This window comes from Deltaproteobacteria bacterium (genome assembly GCA_019308905.1).
Taxonomy (GTDB): Bacteria; Desulfobacterota; BSN033; order WVXP01; family WVXP01; genus JAFDHF01.
On record JAFDHF010000001.1, the window covers coordinates 22,630 to 43,410 of the forward strand.

Annotated in this window: 21 protein-coding genes and 1 tRNA gene; 8 read left to right on the top strand and 14 right to left on the bottom strand. The window is 55.4% G+C overall.

Features of this window, described 5'->3' with window-relative positions:
* Positions 1 to 23: 23 nt before the first annotated feature.
* Positions 24 to 731 (bottom strand): tetratricopeptide repeat protein, encoded by a 708-nt coding sequence (locus JRJ26_00085; GenBank protein MBW2055874.1) that lies wholly within the window; start codon positions 729 to 731, stop codon positions 24 to 26.
* Between the two features lie 259 nt (positions 732 to 990).
* Here JRJ26_00085 and JRJ26_00090 point away from each other — a divergent pair, with 259 nt between their 5' ends.
* The 4 genes from JRJ26_00090 (at position 991) to JRJ26_00105 (ending at position 3,482) form a co-directional block, all read left to right on the top strand.
* Positions 991 to 1,278 (top strand): tetratricopeptide repeat protein, encoded by a 288-nt coding sequence (locus JRJ26_00090; protein ID MBW2055875.1) that lies wholly within the window; start codon positions 991 to 993, stop codon positions 1,276 to 1,278.
* On the top strand, positions 1,221 to 2,342 hold the full coding sequence (locus JRJ26_00095) for an aminopeptidase P family protein (GenBank protein ID MBW2055876.1): 1,122 nt from the start codon (positions 1,221 to 1,223) through the stop codon (positions 2,340 to 2,342). The genes JRJ26_00090 and JRJ26_00095 overlap by 58 nt, the downstream gene beginning before the upstream one ends.
* Before the next feature lie 10 nt (positions 2,343 to 2,352).
* Positions 2,353 to 2,913, top strand: a complete 561-nt coding sequence (gene efp, locus JRJ26_00100; protein MBW2055877.1) for an elongation factor P — start codon at positions 2,353 to 2,355, stop codon at positions 2,911 to 2,913.
* Positions 2,914 to 3,409: 496 nt separating this feature from the next.
* Positions 3,410 to 3,482 (top strand) — tRNA-Gly (locus JRJ26_00105).
* Between the two features lie 2 nt (positions 3,483 to 3,484).
* Here JRJ26_00105 and JRJ26_00110 read toward each other — a convergent pair.
* The 6 genes from JRJ26_00110 to JRJ26_00135 all read right to left on the bottom strand — a co-directional run bounded on the left by JRJ26_00110 (position 3,485) and on the right by JRJ26_00135 (position 9,728).
* A complete protein-coding gene (locus JRJ26_00110; protein MBW2055878.1) occupies positions 3,485 to 3,754 on the bottom strand; it encodes a zinc-ribbon domain-containing protein in 270 nt (89 codons plus the stop codon).
* 41 nt (positions 3,755 to 3,795) lie between these two features.
* The gene (locus JRJ26_00115) at positions 3,796 to 4,218 is read right to left on the bottom strand and encodes a PilZ domain-containing protein (GenBank protein ID MBW2055879.1); all 423 of its coding nucleotides are present in this window, start codon (positions 4,216 to 4,218) and stop codon (positions 3,796 to 3,798) included.
* Between the two features lie 380 nt (positions 4,219 to 4,598).
* Positions 4,599 to 6,035, bottom strand: coding sequence for an HD domain-containing protein (locus JRJ26_00120; protein ID MBW2055880.1), 1,437 nt, complete (start codon positions 6,033 to 6,035; stop codon positions 4,599 to 4,601).
* The gene (locus tag JRJ26_00125; protein MBW2055881.1) at positions 6,032 to 7,792 is read right to left on the bottom strand and encodes a HEAT repeat domain-containing protein; all 1,761 of its coding nucleotides are present in this window, start codon (positions 7,790 to 7,792) and stop codon (positions 6,032 to 6,034) included. The genes JRJ26_00120 and JRJ26_00125 overlap by 4 nt, the downstream gene beginning before the upstream one ends.
* Positions 7,793 to 8,012: 220 nt before the next feature.
* On the bottom strand, positions 8,013 to 9,023 hold the full coding sequence (locus JRJ26_00130) for an ATP-binding cassette domain-containing protein (GenBank protein ID MBW2055882.1): 1,011 nt from the start codon (positions 9,021 to 9,023) through the stop codon (positions 8,013 to 8,015).
* Between the two features lie 6 nt (positions 9,024 to 9,029).
* Complete coding sequence (locus JRJ26_00135) at positions 9,030 to 9,728, bottom strand: ABC transporter permease (protein ID MBW2055883.1); 699 nt, start codon at positions 9,726 to 9,728, stop codon at positions 9,030 to 9,032.
* A gap of 221 nt (positions 9,729 to 9,949) precedes the next feature.
* Here JRJ26_00135 and JRJ26_00140 point away from each other — a divergent pair, with 221 nt between their 5' ends.
* Complete coding sequence (locus JRJ26_00140; GenBank protein MBW2055884.1) at positions 9,950 to 10,765, top strand: substrate-binding domain-containing protein; 816 nt, start codon at positions 9,950 to 9,952, stop codon at positions 10,763 to 10,765.
* 99 nt (positions 10,766 to 10,864) lie between these two features.
* Here JRJ26_00140 and JRJ26_00145 read toward each other — a convergent pair whose 3' ends face one another.
* The 5 genes from JRJ26_00145 to JRJ26_00165 form a co-directional block, all read right to left on the bottom strand.
* Positions 10,865 to 11,734, bottom strand: a complete 870-nt coding sequence (locus tag JRJ26_00145; GenBank protein MBW2055885.1) for a helix-turn-helix transcriptional regulator — start codon at positions 11,732 to 11,734, stop codon at positions 10,865 to 10,867.
* A gap of 500 nt (positions 11,735 to 12,234) precedes the next feature.
* Entirely contained in the window at positions 12,235 to 12,714 is a 480-nt protein-coding gene (locus tag JRJ26_00150) for a DUF456 domain-containing protein (protein MBW2055886.1), read from the bottom strand.
* Between the two features lie 74 nt (positions 12,715 to 12,788).
* Positions 12,789 to 14,246 carry an HDOD domain-containing protein gene (locus JRJ26_00155; protein MBW2055887.1) on the bottom strand — a complete coding sequence of 486 codons (1,458 nt, stop codon included), beginning with the start codon at positions 14,244 to 14,246 and terminating at the stop codon, positions 12,789 to 12,791.
* Positions 14,247 to 14,263: 17 nt separating this feature from the next.
* Positions 14,264 to 15,109, bottom strand: a complete 846-nt coding sequence (locus JRJ26_00160; GenBank protein ID MBW2055888.1) for an HDOD domain-containing protein — start codon at positions 15,107 to 15,109, stop codon at positions 14,264 to 14,266.
* Positions 15,110 to 15,325: 216 nt separating this feature from the next.
* The gene (locus tag JRJ26_00165) at positions 15,326 to 16,576 is read right to left on the bottom strand and encodes an MFS transporter (protein MBW2055889.1); all 1,251 of its coding nucleotides are present in this window, start codon (positions 16,574 to 16,576) and stop codon (positions 15,326 to 15,328) included.
* A gap of 375 nt (positions 16,577 to 16,951) precedes the next feature.
* Here JRJ26_00165 and JRJ26_00170 point away from each other — a divergent pair, with 375 nt between their 5' ends.
* A complete protein-coding gene (locus JRJ26_00170; GenBank protein MBW2055890.1) occupies positions 16,952 to 17,932 on the top strand; it encodes a hypothetical protein in 981 nt (326 codons plus the stop codon).
* Between the two features lie 61 nt (positions 17,933 to 17,993).
* Here JRJ26_00170 and JRJ26_00175 read toward each other — a convergent pair whose 3' ends face one another.
* Positions 17,994 to 18,326 carry an HNH nuclease family protein gene (locus tag JRJ26_00175; GenBank protein MBW2055891.1) on the bottom strand — a complete coding sequence of 111 codons (333 nt, stop codon included), beginning with the start codon at positions 18,324 to 18,326 and terminating at the stop codon, positions 17,994 to 17,996.
* On the opposite strand from JRJ26_00175, the gene JRJ26_00180 reads away from it, so the two are divergent.
* A complete protein-coding gene (locus JRJ26_00180) occupies positions 18,321 to 18,467 on the top strand; it encodes a hypothetical protein (protein ID MBW2055892.1) in 147 nt (48 codons plus the stop codon). The two genes, JRJ26_00175 and JRJ26_00180, sit on opposite strands and share 6 nt — an antisense overlap.
* A gap of 86 nt (positions 18,468 to 18,553) precedes the next feature.
* On the top strand, positions 18,554 to 19,807 hold the full coding sequence (locus JRJ26_00185) for a hypothetical protein (protein ID MBW2055893.1): 1,254 nt from the start codon (positions 18,554 to 18,556) through the stop codon (positions 19,805 to 19,807).
* Between the two features lie 48 nt (positions 19,808 to 19,855).
* On the opposite strand, the gene JRJ26_00190 is transcribed toward JRJ26_00185, so the two are convergent.
* Positions 19,856 to 20,542 carry a DUF1638 domain-containing protein gene (locus JRJ26_00190; protein ID MBW2055894.1) on the bottom strand — a complete coding sequence of 229 codons (687 nt, stop codon included), beginning with the start codon at positions 20,540 to 20,542 and terminating at the stop codon, positions 19,856 to 19,858.
* Positions 20,543 to 20,781: the final 239 nt, after the last annotated feature.

Genomic DNA, 20,781 nt, shown 5'->3' on the forward strand with positions numbered 1-20,781 from the left:
AGCCAAAGCCTCCAAGCCCGGGACTAGCGGAGCTTCTCTTCCAGTAACGCCACCCGCCTTTTGATCAGATCCGACTCGGCGGCGTCGGGGTACCGGCTCAGGAAGTCCTTGTAAGCCTTGAGGGCCTCCTTGTCTCGACCCATTCCCTCATATGTCCTGGCAAGCCCCAGAATCGACTCACCCCCGAGAAAGCACTGATCCAGCCCCCCCAACTCCTTGAATGAGGCCAGAGCCTCCTCATACTTCTTTTCGTGCAGGTAGGCATATCCGAGCCCCTCCAAGGCAAGACAACGGCACAGCGGCTTACCGCCGTCCTTAGAGAGAAACTTCTGATACTTCTGGATAGCTTCCCCGTACCGCCCCATTCTTGACAAGCACCTCCCCGCATAGATGAGGGCGAGCCTACCGCTCTCCGTGGAAGGGTATCGCTTCAGAAGATCCGTCAATCTTTCGAGGGCATCCCTATACGCCCCATCGGCCTCCTTCCCGCTCAAGCCTTCCGCCTCCTTCAATCTTTCCACCCCTTGGGACAGCAGGAAGGAGGCCCTACTCTCCCTCTCCCGGAGACTGGCACGCCACCACACAATCCCGCCTGCCAGCACAGCCAGGAGGATAGCCGCCAGGGTAAAAAGTCTCCAGTTTCGAACAAACCGATCCCTGATCTCCTTGAAAACAACCGATTCCTTTGGCTCCTCGATCTTCTTCGTGCGTCTCTTCAGCTTCTTTGCCATGGACCCCTCACGTTTTTCGGGAATCTTATATGGTTGAAACACACTTTGTCAACTCCCTGTGGGCACAAACCTCACCCTCTCGACGGCCTCACTCCATGCAAACCGGGCCGACTCGAGACGATCCGGATTGAGTCGGCAAACCCCGATTCAGCCCATATTTGCAAGCCGTTGGAATTCAAGCATGAGATTGAGGGCCGCGAGTTCTCTTGACTTTTCAAGCAAACATCCTTAACTTTCTCTAAAATTCGGGAGGGGAACCGTGGGGGAGAAAATCGCCACAAAAACCCTCGCCGAGCTCTATCTCGAGCAGGGAGATACTCGGAAGGCCCTTGAGATCTACCAGCAAGTACTCGAGCAAGAGCCCTCCAACGAGGAGATCCGCGAGGCTATCAGGGTGCTTGAGTCCAGGGTCAAGCGGCCTGCCCAGGCCAATACCGTGGATCAAGGAGACGGGACTGGCAGGAGTGAAAAGATCAAGAAGCTGGAAAAATGGAGGGAGAAGATTCGGAACATCCAGAGGCGGCGAAGACAAGGGGACGTAGTTTGAAGAAACGACGATTCCAATGGGTGACCAGACTTCTCAACCACAGGAACCTGGACGGGCTGCTGGTCACTTCTCCTGAAAACGTCAGGTACTGGAGCGGTTTTACTGGTTCTGATGCCGCCCTCCTTTTCACAGGAGATAGGAGGCGGCTGCTGACTGATTCCAGGTACATAACCCAGGCCGCAGATGAGGCATCCGGTTACGAGCTGGCCGAATACTCCAAAAAGGTGGAAGGGATTGCAGACGCGATCCTCGCTTCCCGGGTGAAACGGCTGGGTTTCGAATCAGAGCACGTCACCTATGCATTCTGGGCCGAGCTTTCGGCAAAGCTCACAGGTATCGCTCTCGTCCCGCTGGAAAGGGAGGTCCGGGCGGCAAGAATCAGAAAGGACCCTTCTGAGATTCGCCTCATGAAAAAAGCCATCTCAATTGCAGAAAAGGCCCTTCTCAATACCCTCTGCCGGGTGGAACCGGGAATCGCGGAGAAGGAACTCGCCCGGGAGATCGAATTCGAGATGAGGCGGCTCGGCGCAGAGACAGTCGCTTTTGAGACTATCGTCGCCTCGGGCTACAGAGCGGCCCTCCCTCATGGTAAACCCACCGAAAAGAGACTGAAAAGGGGAGATCTCCTTCTCATCGATTTCGGCAGCCGGTTCAACGGATACCATTCCGATGAAACCTGTACTTTCTGCCTGGGCGAGCCCACTGCCGAACAGCGGAAGATTTACTCCATCGTGAAAGAAGCCCATGATCGAGCCATCTCTTCGATCAGAGCCGGTGTGTCCCTCCAGGAGATCGACCGAGTCGCCAGGGGGTATATCGCAGATAAGGGGTACGGGGCTCGTTTTGGGCACGGCCTCGGCCATGGGGTGGGCCTGGCGATTCATGAAGAGCCGAGAATCTCCTTCGACAGTGAGGGTGTTGCCGAAGGCGGCATGGTTTTCACCGTCGAACCCGGTATCTATATTCCAGGATGGGGGGGGATCCGAATCGAGGACATGGTTCTGGTAAGAAAAGAGGAGTGCGAGGTCCTGACCCAGATCGACAAGGGTCTCAGGGTCTTTTGAAGGAGCCGCTATGTTAACCATCTACGATTTTAGAAAAGGACTCAAGATCGAGCTCAACGGAGAACCCTTTGTACTCGTCGACTACGAACACGTCAAACCAGGCAAGGGCGGTGCATTCGCTCGGGCAAAGATCAAGAGCCTGATCACAGGAAACGTTCGGGAACAGACCTTTCGCGTCTCCGACCGGTTGGAGAGTCCGGACGTCGTGGAGAGGCAGATGCAGTATCTATACCGGGACGGAGAAAAATACTGTTTCATGGATAATGAGACTTACGAACAGTTTTTTCTTACCGAAGATCAGGTGGGAAAGAGCAAGGACTTTTTGAAGGAGAATATTAATGTCTCCCTTCTTTACTACAACGGGAAGCCCATAGGGATCGAGCTGCCCATTTTTGTGGAACTCGAGATCGTAGACACACAGCCGGGTGTGAGGGGAGACACCGCTTCGGGTGGGACTAAGCCGGCCATCCTGGAGACCGGGGCAACAGTTCAGGTACCCCTTTTTCTGAACCAAGGGGACGTGATCAAGATCGACACAAGGACCGGCGCGTATATCGAGAGGGTGAAGTAGCCCTTCACGGGGCTTCCTCGGTGTCTTGTCAGGGCCTGGGTTTCTTGGCTCCCGGTCGAGGATTTTTTCTGGTAGATAGCTCTACCGTTATTTTCTCTCTTTGGCAGGAGAAGCGCCTTCTCCGAAAGTCGGGAGACTCCGGTCTCATGGAGTGGAGTTTCCTGAGTTTTCGGCCCAGGATTCTTGCAAGTATATGACTTCACGATCTTTTTCTGTCTTGGCAGGACAACACCCTTGTCCCCTCGCTCCTGAGCTCACGCGGTCACCCTGTCAAGGTTCGCGGGTGGGCAGTTCCTGCCCCTCCGCCACGAACACGAATCACGAACACGACCTTTCCCCTCCCCGCTCATCCTTGATGGGTACCCCCACCGCTTCCGCAATGTCGCTCGGAGGCAAGGGTGTTCTCCAAAAGTCAGGAAACTCCACTCTCCTTGACTCTTGACCTTGCATAGGTTTTGCAATATCTTGAAGATAGTCGGTAAGAGGTAGATCGAGTGCGGGTGTAGCTCAGTTGGTAGAGCATCAGCTTCCCAAGCTGAGGGTCGCGGGTCCGAGTCCCGTCACCCGCTTCTTATCCCTTTTGTTTGTCTCTTCCCAGCGCTCCCCGATAGGTGTTGGCACAGAGTGGGCAGATGGCGTAGGGGGACCTCCTGTAGTATCTGATCATGTATTGTTCGGTGCGTGAGATCTCCTTGCCGCAGATGGAGCAGCTGAGGCGTGATACTTTTGCCACCGTGAACACGTGACGGCAACGAGAGCAACGAACGTTCCTGGAATTTTCTATGAAGAGAAGCTCGTTAATCCTGTACCGGGTATGACACCGGGGGCACTCGACAATCAAGGCGGATCCCTTTGGAACTGCACCCTGCAAGGGACTCCCTGCTAACCCCTTGCTCTCGAAATGAAGGCCTTCCAGACCCTCCTCGTTGCCAGGTCCATCTCTTCCAAGAATATGCCTGCACGAAAATGGTAAGGGGCCTCCTCCAAGAAGTTTATATCGTACCAGACGACTTTCCCGGTCACCTTGACGCTCTCCCCACCCAGGCTGGTTTCGATCTCGATGTCAAACCGGTCGTCTCCCTGCTTGGCCCTGATGATCTCACTCACTTGATCCCGAGTCGGGTTCGCCTCAATGAGAAGACCCTCCAGGGAGATATTCCCCACCTTCCCGGTGGTTCTGGTCCCGATTCCCTCGATGCTCTCAGCCTTTGAAACCACCGGGGCAAGCCCGGAGACCCGGAAGCTAATGGGAAAGGAGATCTCGTATCGTGGATACTTCCGTCTTTCACGAGTGTCTTTTATCATGTCCCCCCTTCTTTCACGTTCATTATTCCATTTCCAGACCGATTGGTCAACACGGGGCTCGTTTTGGGTTCCTTCACTTTTGGGTAACACCCGTTACCTGTGTGATATTGCGAAGGTACGGGATGCCCGTCAGGAGTGAGTGGCCGTTGTCCTGGGTGGAGCCGAAGGGAATTGGAAGGCTCGCCCGTGAATCCCGAGTGGCGGCAGCTTGGGATCAAAGCGATAGGAGTGTTCTCCCGCCCAGAGGGGTACGATCCGGTTCATGCCCAGGTGGAAAGGGCTTTACACGGAGGGTTCAAGAACCGCCCTCGACATGGAACGGCCTTCGACCTCGGATTTGAGAGTACAGAATGCAAGGTCGCACCGGCTTCCGGATCGGGTCAGAACTCAATGAGATATTCTGCGACGTCGATCGCGAGTTCGTTCGGATCGACCACTGCCCGGATGGCTCTAGGAGTCCTGCCCGCCTTGCGATCAGGAGGGCCGAGCGAGATCAACTCACCTCTTCTGTATCTCTCCCCGGTACGCTCCAGGAGTTGGACGCGGGACCCTTCTTCCCCGCTCCCCTCTCCCATGATGGTGGAAACAATCCCAAGCTCGCCGGTATCGAACCGGCACAGAGTTCCGACAGGAGGAACTCCAACCGTACGGATGAAGTACCTGGCCAGAAGCGGATCAAAGTCCGTCCCAGCCCTGTCGATCATAAGCTCCAACACCCGGTCGGAAAAGCAGGGAAATCGACGTTCACCAAATGGCCTTACCGCGAGGTCGTAGAAGTCGGCCAATGAGATCAGACTCCCCACCAGTGAGGTTCGCCCCTTTCTCTTCCCTTTCGGAAATCCCGAGAGGTCGTAGTGAAGGTGATGGCTGAAAATCCCATCGATCACGCGGTCCATGGCGGCCTCATCACACCCACTCGACCCGAGAACCTTCTTGACACCCAGAACAGGATGCTTCTGTATCTCTTCCCATTGGTCAAGGGTCAATTCCGGTCCTTGCCCGTCCTCCAAGAAGTGGAATCCAACCTCACCTACATCGTGGAGCAGAGCCGCCAGACCCAGATCGACCAGAAACCTGCGGGGTAGTCCCAACCGGTCACCGAGGGCGACCGCATAGATGGCGACGTTTACCGAATGGTTCGCCAGGAATTCGCTGTTGGTCTTGAAGGTTGCAAGGCCCATCCAATTTGCCGGTGCATCTCCACACCCAGAAACCACCGCCCGTGTGACTCGCCTGGCAAGAGCCAGATCCAGGGGCTCATTCCTTTCGGCCTGGAGAAACAACTCTCTGACCAGATCAATGGCGTAGAAATAGACCCAGGCGTAACAGGCACGCTCCCCACCGGACGGACCCGCTTCCCGACTTTTGACGTCCGGCTCCAGGCCCTTCACGCGCACAGAGCCGATCTTTACCTCATCCGTGGGCTCGACGGCGGTCTCGCCACTCAACCCTTCCTCGCCCCCCATCCCCATCAGGGATTTGAGAAAGTCCTCCAGTCCCGGGCAATCGGGAAGCCCAGAGAATTCGATCCTGCCGATTCCCCTCTTCCTAAGTTCGGCCAAGAGTATTCGATTGACCGCATGGCCGGAGCGCATCTCCACCTTCCTGTCGTTCAGCAAGAAGCGATCCCTGCGGATCTCAATCGAGACCTGGCCCTCTTCCTCGAGGAGACGCCCGATGGTCTCGTGGAGGGCCGAGACGTCGTGGCGGGCCCTGACGAGAGATCTGATGGCATTGTAAAGCCTCAGGACCAGCTCGTTTCCCCGGGGTGAGATGAGAAGACCCCGATTCGTGGGTTGCGATACCATGTCTGTCATCTACTGATTCGGTTGAGAACGGCGAGGCTGGCCTCTCTGGCCACCTCGTCCCCCGTGACGGTGCTCCTCTGTAGGGCCGCTACGGCCTTGTCAGTTCCAATGGCCCCCAGGGCATCGGCAGCACTTCTCCTGATCTCATCCCCCCTGATCCTGCCGAGGTAGGTCTTCTTCATCAGGATACGAAGAAGCACTGGAACCGCCTCATCAGAACCCACGAGGCCGAGAGCCTGGAGAAAAAGCCTCGCCTCCCGGGTCTCCCTTTTCCGGAAAGCCTTGGATACCACCCGATCGAGCAGAGGGCGCAGGGCCTCTTTTTTGCCCACTCTGGCCAATTGGAGGCAGGCAATGCTTCTGATTTTACTGTCCGGGTCGTCGAGTTTCCTTGTGAGGTGAGCTATGGCCTCTTCCTTACTCGTCACTGCCGGGATCGCCTGGACGGCTTCACGCCGAACCCTGGGATCTGGATGGTCCAGGGCCTTCTCCAGATAGGGGAAGCACTCCCTTCTACCGATCCGACCCAGAATGTAGACCATGTTCCGGGCCAGGTACCAGCGGTGATCGTCGAGAAACGCGCCAAAAACGCTGACACTCGTCTTGCCGAGCTCGGCCAGGGCATCCGAGACGATCCTCCTCGGTTTTGAGCCCTCCAGTTCCCCCAGAAGCCGGCACAGATGAGGAACCGCGTTTCTCTGGAGAAGTGCGATGTACTCGGCAAGCCCGTCGAAGTCCTGCTCCTCCGAGGACTTGACGCCCTCGTGTACGGCATGCACGCGGGATTCGTTTCCCGCTTCGAAGATCGCTTTTCTGATCTGTCTTTTTTGTGTCTCGTCGAACCCGGCCACGTGAAGACACCGGTAGAACTTCTTGAGGACCCGGACCGCTCCATGAAAATCCCCTGCTCTCAGAGAAGCATCGAGGATTCCGAGGATCGTCGAGATGATCTCCTCGAAGTCTCGATGCGATCTTTCCATCAAAAGGACTTCAATGAGGGTCTCCAGTGTCTTCAACCTGAAGGGCGGTGTCGATTCATCGACTATCCGGCGGTTGATGGCTTCCACTTCATCAAGTGTGATGTGATAGACCTTGCCCAGGACCGGAAATCCCACGGCTGCTCGGGAGTGTTTCTCCCCCAGAGGCTCCAAGAAATCGGCTTCAGAACCGGGACAGTGTTCTCTCAGGATCTTTGACTGCCGCCGCTTTGGCATGTCGCACCGGGGGTACCGGTGCTTCAGATCCTCCAGACTCCCGGGCACAGGCAGGGGGTGGACCTTCATGTACTCATCGGCCTCTACCCAACGGAGGTGGGGGAGATCCTCATCGAGGAGCGGGAAGACACAAGGCTCTCCCTCCCCGGTGCCAGGGCCGGAGTCTCCGAGCAAGCCGAGGAACCTCACCAACTCCCCTTGATCGATTCCAGGGTGGAATTCGATTCTCCTCATCCCTGCCCTGTACAGCCTGTGTGGAACAGCGCTGGGATCGGTGTTTTCGTAAATCGTCTCTCCCTGCCATAGGAAGGCAAAAGGGCCGATCTCGAGACTGAGACTCGGGGCCTTTGCCAGGAATTCCCCGAGCCCTTCCAGGAATTCTTCCTTAGCCGCCTGGAGTGAGGAAATGTCCCTGCCCTCGGCGTCAGTACCCCCTCTTGCCATGCGGTCCAACAGGCCGGCCAGTCGGGCAGCCTGGGGCCTCAGCTCTTTTGGCTCGGCTGGCGTCTCCCCAAGGGCCCGGCCGGTCTCCGAGGTCTCCAACTGCCCCATTAGGTCTCCTTTCAGCTCTCGGGTCGGTCCACGCCTCTGTTTTGGATACCCCGGGAGGGGAGGATCTAAAAGTGAGTGACGATTTATGGGGGAGGGATCGGTTCCCTAGGCACGCCCTCAACCTCGCGATCCCAGCAATTGTCGTGCCATTCTATGTTCAATCGCGTGGCTCGCAGACGGCCTGTTTTCATTGCTCGGGCATCTCTGGCGGATTCGTCCTCTACAGGAGCTTGACCGAGGAAGCCTTGAAAGTGAGATAGACCGGTGAACCTACGGTGGGGGCCATGTTCGATAGAGACTGCTCCGAGATCTGGACGTAGAAGTCTTCCTGCGAGCGCACCTTCAGCAGGATCTTCCCGCCCAGTTCCGTAATCTCGGCGACCCTTCCATGAAACTGATTCCTCGCACTCGACGAGAAGGGCTCTCGTGAGAGAATCACATTTTCAGGATCGATTGAAGCGTACCTCGCATCAAGGGGTTCGTATCCTGGAACGATCCAAATACGGATGGTTCCCGTATCAAAGCACGGGCCCTCCCCGGTCTGAACGATCCTTCCTGAAAATAGGTTGTGGGTGGTCGATTCCACCAAAGAACCTTCGAACAGGGAAACCACCCTTTGACTCAACCGGTAGGCCTGAGCCAGATTATGTGTGGTCAGAACGACCGTGGTCGCCCGCTCGCTGTTTATTCTGGAGATGATCCCCTCAAAGCGATGTACCTGCCTGGGATCGACATTGGCCGTGGGCTCGTCGAGAAGAAGCACCTTGGGATCGAGAATCAACGCTCTGGCCAAGGCGACCAACTGGGTCTCGCCCCCTGAGAGTTCACCGGCTTTCCTCTTTTCGAAACCCGTCAGACCGACCAATTCGAGGACCTCCTTTACTCTGGCCTCCCATCTCCTCCGCGGAACTCCTCTCAGGCGCAATCCGTAAGAGACATTCCTTGCCACGGACGTCTTGAAAAGATAGGGAGATTGGAAGACCATTACCACGGATTCACGAAATCCCATGAGGGATCTCTTGTCAGGGACAACCCGGTGCCCTTCGAAGTAGACCTCTCCCTGTGTCGGCCTGAGGATAAGACCCATTATCGAAAGGAGCGTGGTCTTACCGGAGCCGTTCGGGCCCACTACACCGTAGATCTCTCCCCTCTGAACAGACAGGCTCGGTATCTCCAGGATCTTCCTGCCCTGACAAACGTGGACGATGCCCCTGAGGTCGAGAATCCCCATGCCTTCTTACCAAGTGCGGGCCTTTATCTGGAAGTAATGGAAGAAAATGTTCATTGACAAGACCAGAAGAAGAAGAAAAAAGCCCAAAGCAAGGGCGAAACCGAATTCCCCTTTGCTGGTCTCGAGTGCTATCGCTGTGGTCATTGTCCGCGTGTGGAATCTGATGTTACCCCCGAGCATCATGGCCGATCCCACCTCTGAGACCGCACGGCCGTAACCCGCGACAATCGCTGCCATCAGAGAGAATCTCGCCTCCATCAGGACAGTCCAAGCCGTGTGAAAAGCCCCTGCCCCCAGGGCCCTGGCGGTGAGCAGTGCTCTTGGGTCCACAGACTGGACAGCCGCGACCGTGAGATTCGTAATAACCGGAAGGGACAGCAGAAACTCTCCGAGAATCACGGCCATGGGGGAAAACATGAGATTCAAGAAACCAAGGGGAGCGCTTCTCGAGAGAAATGAATAACCCAAGAGCCCAACGACAACGGTGGGTAAGGCCATGGCCGTGTTGAGCAGGGTGATGACCGCAGATCTCCCTCTGAATCGTCTCGACCCGATGAGGAATCCAACCGGAACCCCCAGGAGCACGGCGAGAGCTGTGGCACTCAGGGAGAAACGCAGAGATCGCAGGACGATTCCATAGATCTCGCCGTCGAGAGAGAGAATCAGATCAAAGGATCTCACGACAGCACTCAACAGAAAGCCCACAACCCCCCCCGCAGGGCTCGGTTCCGAGACCAAAATTATCCCAGAAAGGCCTTCAAAAGCGTGAAAAAGGATAATTACTTACCGTTATTGACAGAGATTTCCAATTATGCTAACTATATCCACCTTGGTCCCCGAAGTCAACGTCTGCAAACGGCTGGGGAACCGCCCGCGCCCACCTCACGCCATGCAGATCGACACAAGCCCAGGAAAGGAGACGTCACATGAAGAAGGCGGTTGTTCTTTTCTCTGTTATGTTCTGTTTTTGGATCCCGGTCTCGGGACATCCCCAAAGCGAGAGGCTGCGAGTCGCCAGCACCACAAGTACCGATAACACCGGGCTCTTCGGTGCGCTGAACCCTCCCTTTGAGAATAGATTTCACGCCGCCGTCGACGTTATTGCCCAGGGGACCGGAAAAGCCCTCAAAACAGCCGAAAGGGGCGACTGTGATCTGGTCTTTGTCCACTCCCGCCCGGCTGAAGAGAAGTTTGTCAGAGACGGTTACGGTGTGAACCGGCGGGACGTCATGTATAATGACTTTGTCATCGTCGGCCCCCAAAAGGATCCTGCGGGAATAGCCGGTCTCAAAGACGCCGTGGAAGCGCTCAAAAGAATCGCCTCTGCCAAGGCCTCCTTCGTCTCACGAGGTGACGATTCAGGAACGCATAAAAGGGAGAAGGCTCTCTGGAAAAAAGCCCGTCTCGCTCCAAGAGGCCGATGGTACATAGAGTCCGGCCAGGGCATGGGCGCGGTCCTCCAGATCGCTCAGGAGAAGAGGGCCTATACCCTTTCCGATCGCGGCACATATCTCGCCTACAGGGGGAAGATCGACCTCGTCATCCTGGCCCAGGGAGACCGGCTGCTTTTCAATCCATATGGAATCATAGCCGTCAATCCTGCAAGATACCCCGCAGTCAACTATGTCTTGGCCATGGCCTACATAGGATGGGTGACCTCTGCGGAGGGGCAGGAGATAATCAGGAACTTTGGGAAAGACATATTCGGCCAATCTCTTTTCATCCCCCTGGCCGTGCCTTAGAGGTCTCGACCGATCGGGGCTGGCGGGGAGTGCCTCTGCAGGGCCCTTGAAGAGATGAGAGGCAAAGGGTTCTCCGGCGAGCCTTCAACCCCGGCTCTCTCAGCGGGTTTTCAGGAGAACCTTCCCTGTGTCATCCAATCGATATCCGGGCAGAGACCGGGACAGGTTCCGAATTCCGGCAGGGTTTATGTATTCCATGAACCCTTTCAAGGCCTTTGTCGGCCAGAGTTCGCTCGCAACGACAAGATCGAACCGTTCCTCCTGAAGGGGGATGAAATCCAGAGGGACGAGATGGGTGACATACTCGATGCCGAGTCCGACATCGGCCTCGCCGAAAAAAACCCGGAAGGCAACCTCAAGGTGGCTGTCGGTCTCGTCCTCAAAGCCTGCCAGATCACTCTTCTGCAACCCCCTGAGCTTCAAGAGGTATTCAAGGAGGAATCTTGTACCAGATCCCCTGTTCCGGTTTACGAATCTCGCCTTCTTCTTGACGACATCCTCAAGGCCCCTGAGCCCGAGGGGGTTCCCCTTTCTCACGATAAGGCCTTGGCTCCTATACCAGAGATTGACGACTACATAGCCGACAGAGGGAAGGAGCCTTTCCAGAAAGGGAATATTGTACTGTCCGGTCTCTTCATCGAACAGGTGGACACAGCAGGCCTGTGCCTTGTACCGGCGGAGACATTCGATACCCCTGAGGCTCCCCACAGGGGAATAGAACACCAGGGACGTGGGAAACCTTTCTCCCGAATAGGAGGCCAACACCCTCCCGAGGAGGACATCGTCACTCCCAGCAATCAGGATGTCCTCTTGCCGTCGAACGTTCTCGTCGATCCAACGGAAGATATGTTTTTTCGGGAAGAGCCATTTTCCTGCTATCCTTACATGGGGAAGGCCTCCCTCCCGTACGAGTTGGTAGACTTTTTTTTCGTTGAGGCGGAGCAAACCGGCAAGCTCCTTGGTCGTCATAAGTTCTTCCATGAACCCGTCTATTAGCAGGAAACACCCTGGTTGTCAAGAAAGCGAATGAAATCGACTTTCCTGACTTTTGGAAGACACCCTTGCCTCCGGGCGACATTGCGGAAGCGGTGGGGTACCCATCAAGGGTGAGCGGGGAGGGGAAAGGTCGTGTTCGTGGTTCGTGTTCGTGGTTCGTGTTCGTGGTTCGTGTTCGTGGTTCGTGTTCGTGGTTCGTGTTCGTGATTCGTGTTCGTGGGTCGTGTTCGTGGGTCGTGATTCGTGTTCGTGGGGAAGGGGCAGGAACTGTCCACCTGCGAACCTTGATAGGGTCACCCCGTGAGCTCAGGAGCGAGGGGACAAGGGCGTTCTACTGCCAAAACAGCAAAAAATCGTGAAGTCAGATACTTGCAAGAATCCTCGGCCGAAAACTCGGGAGGCTCCACAAGCGAATGAAATCGACTTTCCTGACTTCCAAGAAGCGCCCGGGCAAGTTCCTCCCGGCAGCAGCATCAAAACATCTCCTTGACATAGAAGAAGAACATTACCCCGGATAGGGCAAGTTTGAGTCCGATTCCCAGGAGGTTTCCGACTAGAACACCCCAACCGGCTCGGAACATCTGTTTTCCTCCCTTACCGGTTATGAGTTCTCCAATCAGTGCGCCCAGGAAGGCACCAGCAAGCATTCCCCATGGCGGCAACAGAAAAAAGCCGATTACCATCCCGGCAATGGAAACCCACACACCCGATGTCGAAGCCCCGTATTTCTTTGCCCCGATTGCAGGGAGCACATAGTCAAGGCCAGTCACCAGTGCGGTGAGACATGCCATGACAATCAAGAAAGTCGTGCTAAAGGCTTCCCCGTCCTTTGCAAAGGAAAGAACGATCAGAGCCAGGAAACCCAGTGGAGGCCCCGGGATGGCGGGCAGGAAACAGCCGGCCAGAGCGGCCAGGACAAGAAGAAATCCAATGATGATGAGTATGGTTGTCAAGGTCGGCTTCTCTTTGGGTCTTTCTCAGCAAGAACACATGGTCTCCAAGAGACCTCTCCCAGACGCCTGTTCCGTCAATCCGGCCTCTTGCTGTAACTCTCCAGGTAGACTCCTGCAAGAGTGAGAAAGGTTCTTATGAGTTCCACCTCTTGATCTCTGATGGGTTCGCGGGTGACCGAATTGTCCACCATGACAAGGCCGATGACCTCCCTTCCCGCGATAAACGGGACTAGGGCGAAGGTCTTTATCTCCGCAAGAACAGGAACCTCCAACCGCGGAAGGTCACTGCAGGAACGGGAATTAGAGTCTACGACATTGAAAGCCCTTTTCTCTCGAATGGCTCTGCCCATCAACCCATCCGAGTCTATGGGGACCGAAATACTCTTCAGAAAAGGAGGGACGTCATGGCCCAAGCCGAACTTTCCCGCCACGGTCTTGCCCGCTCCGTCGAGGAGAAACAAGAGGGTCCGATTGAAACCTATTCCCCTGTGGACGGCCTCAAGCACGATCTGAATGAGTTCTTCCGGCCGTGGATTCTCCAGGATGAATCCGCTGATCTCATTGACCATTGCCAGCTGCCGCTCCTTCCTCTCCATCTCCCTCTGGAGCCGGAATATCTCAGGAGAGGGCTCTTCCAGGTCTTGGGCGGATGGACTGAGAAACGTGAGATTGAGGTCTTCGGCCACGCGCTGGACGTTCTGCTTCGCCGATTCGATGAGTCTTTGAATCGTCTCCTCCGTGAGACCCAACCCCACCCATATCCCGCGGCAGCATTCGTCCGGGCTCTCTTTGGGATATATCCCTCCGATCCGGTCCGCCCAACTCTCCGGGATGGCATAGGGAGAGAGAAGATCAGCCATGTAGACGACGTCCGAAAGGGCCAGGTCCTTCGATGCACCTGAAAAACGGTGATGGTCCCGGATGGCCTCGATAAGGGCTGCCGGCAGGCCCCATTTCCGGGCGATTTTCTCTCCCACGTCCACATGGGTGACACCGAAGAATTTCCTCTCAGCCGCCAGAAAATCCCTGCCCTTCAGGGTCTCCTCGGCCACCTTTCTATATGTCTCTGGAAAATGATAGTCGAGGAAGAGCTTGCCGCAATCATGTACGAGGCCCGCCACCATAGCTACTTCCCTTTGATCAACCTTCAGCTTTTCCGCCAGCAGGCTGGCCAGGAGGCTGCAGGTCAGGGCGTGGATCCAAAAGGTCTCATACAGCCCACCTTTGAAACCCCCCTTGTAGAGGGTGTCGACAACGGTTGCAGCGGTTATGAAGTTCTTCAGGGTGATGAACCCCAGGACCATGACGGCTCTGGTCACAGTGGAGATCTTTTGGGGCATCGAATAATAGGCCGAATTGGCCATTCTCAGAACTCTTCCCGTGAGGACCTGATCCTCCAGGATGAGGCTGGAGAGCTTCGAAACCGGTGTCTCGGGGTTAGATGCCGCCTCGACGATCCTGTAGAAAAGCTGAGGAAGAACCGGAAGATTCTCTTCTTCCTCTACAAGCTTCAATGCCTTCTGAGACCTCATGTAAATCCTCTTCAGTTTCAAGATTTGACTATCAGTTCGAGATTCTCGAGAATCATCCCCTTGTCTTTGCTGGCCATTTCGTGAATATCTGCCTCTCCGACTCCGAGCCTTTCCAGGGCCACCGCCTCGGGCTTCCATTCCCCGTCCCCCTCGCTCTGCAGAATCTCGTGGGCCATGTTGTCAGCCACGTGGACGACGAGAGTGGGTGTTTCGCCTCTCCGCAGGCTATCCGTCCTGTGGTGGTGGGCCACAGGGGCATGGTAGATCTCGGGCAGATGCCACTTTCGCAAGACCGCCTGTCCGAGCTGCGCATGGTCGAAACCGAACTGAATTCTTTCCGATTCGAAAAAGGGAATACCTTCTGTCCGGGCCATCTTCAACCCTTCCCTGAATTTCTCCGGGAACCTCTGGCAGAAGACGAATTTGCCAACGTCATGGAGCAACCCGGCAATATAGTAAGTCTCCTGCTCACGAAGGCCGAGCCTTTTGGCCAGGAGTTCCGAAACGAGAGCCGCAGCCACGGAGTGTTCCCAGATTTGGGCAAGGCTCCCCCGGGCCGTGGTGCGGCCAAAGATCAGACCCACCGCGATGGTCAGTACGAGGCTCTGGATGGTGCCGAAGCCCAGTATCATGACAGCCATGTTGAGGGACGTTATGGACTCCATCCGCCTGTAGTAAGGCGCATTGGAGAGGCTCAGTATCCTTGAAGTCAACCCGGGATCCTTTGAAATGACACTCGAGAGTTCTTTGCAACTCGTATCGGCGTCCCCCATCATCTCCATCACTCTTGCCGCCACCTGGGGAATGGGCTGCAGATTTTCCGTCATTTCGGCGATGGCGTGGATGATTTCATACGGTTCCATGGCAGTCCACCGGATTGTTCCGCTCTCCCTTGCTCTATCGGCAGGGAAACCGAAGCCCTTTAAGGCCGCACTCTCCCCTCGCCAAGAGGCTGGTAACCTCCGGGGTAACCCTGAGTCCCTCGAAGAACCGGACATGGAAGAGCCACACTCGATGTGTCACAAAAAAAGGAACAAGCCGCCAATACCCCTACCCGGCAGCTTCCGGCATCATGGCGGTCACCTTCTCTGCCTCTCCCAGGCCATGCAAAAGGGGCTGGCCGAGATCAGTAGGATGGACACCACGGCGAGGCTCCATCCGATACCGTACAGGTCGGCAAGAAAACCTATCAAGAGCGCCACCACTGCGGCAACAAGCGAGGATGCCTGGGATTGTGCTGAGAGGGCCGTAGCCAGTATGTCGCGGTGCATCATGTCTGTGATATAGGATATCCCCATCGGCTTCCTTAGATTCTCTATTAGGTATATTCCCACATAGAGTGCAATCGACACTGCAAGCAACCCGGTATTGTAGAAAATCCCGCTTAAGATGCCCATGGAAAATCCCGCAATCATCGTAATATTCAGAGGAGTACGAAGGCTCTTGAACCTCTCAGCGGTTTTCCCTGAGATTCTCGAAGCAAAGGAGGTGAGTATGTATATGACAAAGTAGACGGCGCCTATGACGATAGAAGTTCTCTGCTTGCCCTCGAGAGAGAGTAAGATAGGCAAGGCCAGTGCGAATGTCTTTAGAACCGGTTGGATGTAATCCTTGATAGCCTTGTAGAAACCGCTATAGACCGATATGTTTGCAACGGCTCTCAGTATTTCAATATCTTTGAATGAATGGATGAATTCTCTCGTAACTTTCACGAAATTCCGTTTTATCTTATCTCCCTCTATATTCCGGATATCGCCATCCAGTTCTTTCGGGTAACTAATCATGAGCAACAGATCCATTACATAAGGTATCGTTGCATATAGAAACACCGATTTGTAGCTGTCGCTTAGGAAAACAATACTAGCAGCAATTAGGGACGACAATGCCGATCCTATCTGAGACCATGCCCGCGTGTTTCCATAATAGTACACCTTTTGATCTTTCCATCCTTTGATAGCCAAGTATTCAAAGATCATCGCCTTGTGTGTGCCAGTCCTGAATGCCTCGCCAAAGGAGAAAAAAACCATGGCAATCACAAAGAGCCCGTACTGTGAGGAGAAAAAGAAAATGACGAAGGATGCTATATAGGAAACAAATGAATATATCATCGTCCTTCTTCTGCCTAGCGCATCGGCAACGACTCCTGTGGGTATTTCGAGAAGATTCTTCAGCACCTCCCGTATGGCGTAAAGCGTGCCTATTTGAAGATAGGAGATCCCTTTCTCGGCAAAAAAGAGGATCAAGAAGGGTTCGAAGAATCTCAAGTTCTTGAGGAACCCATAGAGGCAAAACTTGTAGAACTGTAGATCCTTACGAAATGTCTGTGCCACGGTATCCGGGCCTCGACCTGTCCACACTGGGGACTCGCTTCGCCTAGGAAACGCCGCGTCCCACAGAACATCTATGCCAGATACTTCTCTCCTGTCAAGCGCCAGGGCCCGAGAAAATTCACCCGAAACCGGGTAGACCGTGCGCCTCCAAATTGCCCATGACCGGAGAACGCGTTCATCGCTGAAGGAGAAGAAGAAAAAGACCTCGTAACGTCAACGGCTTTTGAGAACACTCGATCGCAGATCAAGGAGACTTCAGGGTTGTATTTGCCGGAGTGTTGCCCTATATTTACTCGGTGGGGCGGGCCCGGGCCAAGGGAGAGAAGCCCCTCACCCCCCTGTCTGGGTGATCCGAGTACTGCCGGGAGGAGGAGCATGCGTCTCGAACAGACTTTCATGAACTTTATCCTTCACCATCAGGAGAAGCACAGGCGTACATATCATTTTTTGATCCTCATGGAAGCCCTGATCAGTGCGGCCAAGCATATCCAGCACTACTACCTGACCGGGGCTCTGAAGGGGAATCTCGGGCTTGCGGGCCGCGTGAACGTCCAGGGTGAAGAAGTGATGCGCATGGACCAAATCGCCCATGAGATCACCATCCACTATCTGAAAAGCTCCGGACGAGTGATCCATGCCATCAGCGAGGAGTCAGAAGGAATAATCCCCCTGAATGTGGAAGGGGGCAGGTATTTTGTCTACTTCGACCCCCTCGACGGTTCTTCGAATGTCTCCCACGGGCTTCCGGTCGGTTTTCTCTTCGGTATCGCCAAGCGAAATCTCGAAGGGCCTGAGGACGGTCACCTCCGTGCAGGAAAAGACTACATTGCTGCCGGCATGTTCGTGATCCCAACCGGCACCTTCACCCTCGCACTTCATCAATCAGGAACCTGGCGATTCCATATCGATGAAACCATGAATTTTGTGAGACCGGTACAGGTAAAGCTTCCCCAGGATACCAAGACCTGGGAGCTTTCCTTCAACGAGGCAAACCGTTACACCTTTGCCAGAGGGGTTCAGCAGTGGATTGCGGAGAATGAGAGAAAATACGCGTTTCGATATCTCGGGGCCCTGGCAGGGGATTTTCACAGGATTCTCTCCAACGGCGGCATGTTCATGTATCCTGCCATCGTCAATCATCCGAATCCAGAAAAAAACCGGCCTCATGGAAAACTCCGCCTTATGTATGAGGCAGCCGTGGTGGCTTTCATGTGCCACGAGGCGGGTGGAGATGCTGTGGATGAAACCGGAACCCCCCTTCTCCTCATCCAACCGGAAAAGTGTCATCAGAGAACAGCCCTCTATGTCGGTTCGAAGCCTCTTGTAGAGGAAATCACCGGCGTCCTCAGGGGCTGAACCGAGGAGGAGACTCTAAACCGGAGCAGAATCCGGTACAAGCCCCCGGTAGGATGAGCTCCTATTTCTCGTCCCCCGTCAGATAGTCGGCAAGGACCCCTCTGCTGTGGAGATCATCGTGGCAGTAAATACAGAGATTCTCCCAGTTGCTCCCGTCCTTCGGATTGTTGTGGGGGTTTCCATCCTTATGATGGACCGTCAGGAGGTGGAGGTTCGAGGAGTTGAATTCCATGCCGCACCTTGCGCAAATCGATCCGTGAATGGCCAGAGACTGGCGGCGGTAGTCGTCTTGAGTCGAATCAAGCCTTCTGAGTTTCTCTTCGAGACTCTTCTTTCTGAGAGGTCTTGCTCCTCTGGCAGGCCTTCTCCTGTGGGTGAAGCCGCGTCTGTGCATTTCATCCTCCTCGGCCGCTGCGCCGGGGCGGCTGCTTTGCCTTTCATGCCCGGCAGTGGAGAGGCCCATCCGGCCATGAAAGGGATTTACGGCAACAGCCTGACAAAAGGGACCCCGGACAGGGAACATCCTTCCCTCTGAGCGGCCGTTTCCTTTTCCCGCAGTTTTGATTATACTCCATTCAACGTTAGTTGGGTTGTCTGAATCGGATAGTGGAGGTGGAATCGATGGGCCTGCGCAGCCATGGACGAATCAAGGGCCTCTTGTTCGCTCTAGCCGTGGTGGTTTGGTTTGTTCCTGTCCATGTCCGGGCTCTCGAGGCAGGCGCCGCTTTTGTCAGGGAGGGTGCCTTTTTGCTGAGCGAGAAGCCCCGAGTCTGGAAAAACGGGAGACTCGTTCACGATCTGGTTGGCTACCTTCCCATCGGAACGGTCGTGTATTTCGATCCGAATACGGAGATGAGGGAGCTGTTCAACTACGCCCTCGATGGGTACGAGCAGTATCTTTTCGTACGGACAGACATGGGCCTGGCAGGACTCCTCAGGAACGACCTCAAGGTCGATCTTGGCGAAAAGGAGGTTCTCATCCCTGTGGGAAATCGGCGCATTCCTATTCGCACCCAGGCTTCTACCAAGTATCAGGCCCGGACGCTGTCGGAGTTTTCCCGTTCTGACGGGGTCTATCTTACCGTCGTCGACGACCGTGATCCCGAGTTCTACGATGTCGAGTTGCAGTGGACAGCAACCACCAAACGCCCACCGGACAGGGGAAGGCTGAGAAAGAGATGGGTGGCCGACGGTGAGGTGCTGATTCTTTCCCCCGAAGCCCTGCCATCGGAACACCCCCGGGTCTCCGGGGGCGACACGGTTCAGGACGAGGGTTATCTGTCGAGAATCGCCGAAAGGATCCGAGAAATAGTCGGCATGGACGTCGCGGTGATCACCTCATTTCTCACAGACCTCGAAACATTGCGATGCAGGGTCGGCGCAGAGGCCGATATCGACCTGGGTGTCAAGATATTCGGGACTGGCCTGGGACTCGAGTTCGCCTTGACCTTGAAGGAAAAGAACAGGTTCTACGACCTTGGGGAGACGATCTACTACCGCGGCGAAAGACCGTACCTCCGATTCATCACGGTCAAGGACATCCTCTGCAAGAACAACCGGCCTTACAGGCTGGCCAATTTTGCCATTCAGGAAGCCGATCTCGATCCTGCCAAAAGGACCATCGTATCCCTCGATGACCTACCCCAAAACATAAGAGGCGAGTGGAAAAGCTCTTTCCAGGCGAGAGATGCTCCCCGCCGCATGATCCGCATCGACGGCTACGACAGCTATCGCCGCGCCTTCTCATTTCTGGAAAGGGAGTCGGCTCAAGGGGGCGGGTATCTGTCCAGGCTGAACGCCTACGACAGGCGCATCGTGATCAATATCATCCTCTCTCAGATCGCCTATTTTACCAAGCCTGAAATTACTCGGTAGTTGGCTGGCCGCACCAAGGTCTCCCGACTCGCCGATACCGCCGTGGCTTCAGCGTATGAAGAGACTCTGGGTCACCACACCGCCAGGCCGGACCAGGACGAAGTCGCTGTCAGCCTTCGAAAGATCGACTGCAACCTCCAGGAGCCGTCTGACGTAGGCGGAAGAGCCCAAGATCTCTTCGTACCTGTAATTCCACCGCTCGCAGAACCGGGCGACCTCCTGAGCCTGGGGGCGATATTTCTCCAGATCGGCCCTGCTATGGGCTACAAGGCAGAGTCGTTCGTACTTCTTATACTGCATGTCCAGGATCCATTCAGCCTCATCTTTGCCGTATTTCGCCCCGACTTCTTCGTATTCCTTAAGAGGATGGCTCCCGCATTCAAGCCACCCCTTGCTCAGATAGTACGTTCCGGGCGTCGACCAAAACTCCCTCTGATAAGCCTCATAGGAACCCAGCAAAATGGCTATACAGTCATCCGTCCTCGGTATCAAGAGCGTATGGGGTCCTGCGCGGAGTCCGTCAAGGCCGTTCCCGCACAAGCCGTAGCCCAGAACCACGGTCCTCGGTTCCTCGATCTCGTCCAGAGCATTCTGGAGCACCCGCTTCATCACGCGGGGATTTCTGTGGAGTCCGTACTCGAAGAAGGTCACGTGGAAAGGTATATCCCCGGGTATCTCGTTCCGGATCATGTCCTGAAGTACTTGGCAGGCCATCATAACAGGTGGTCTCACCATGGACGATTCTTCTCCTCAAAGACCCGTTTTCCTTATCAAGCCTAGCAGAGCCCGAAGCAAGCTGTCAAGGGCGTGGGGCCGGCCGGAAGAGCCCCCCGGTCCCCCATTCTCAGTGCTCCGGCCGATCCTCCAGGGTCTGTAGGCAGCTCCGGCCCCCAGGCGGTTTGACATCACGGTGATTCTCTGGTACCAAAACAGAAGAGAGACTGCAACGGAAAGAGCGGCGTAGAAGGAGGCCT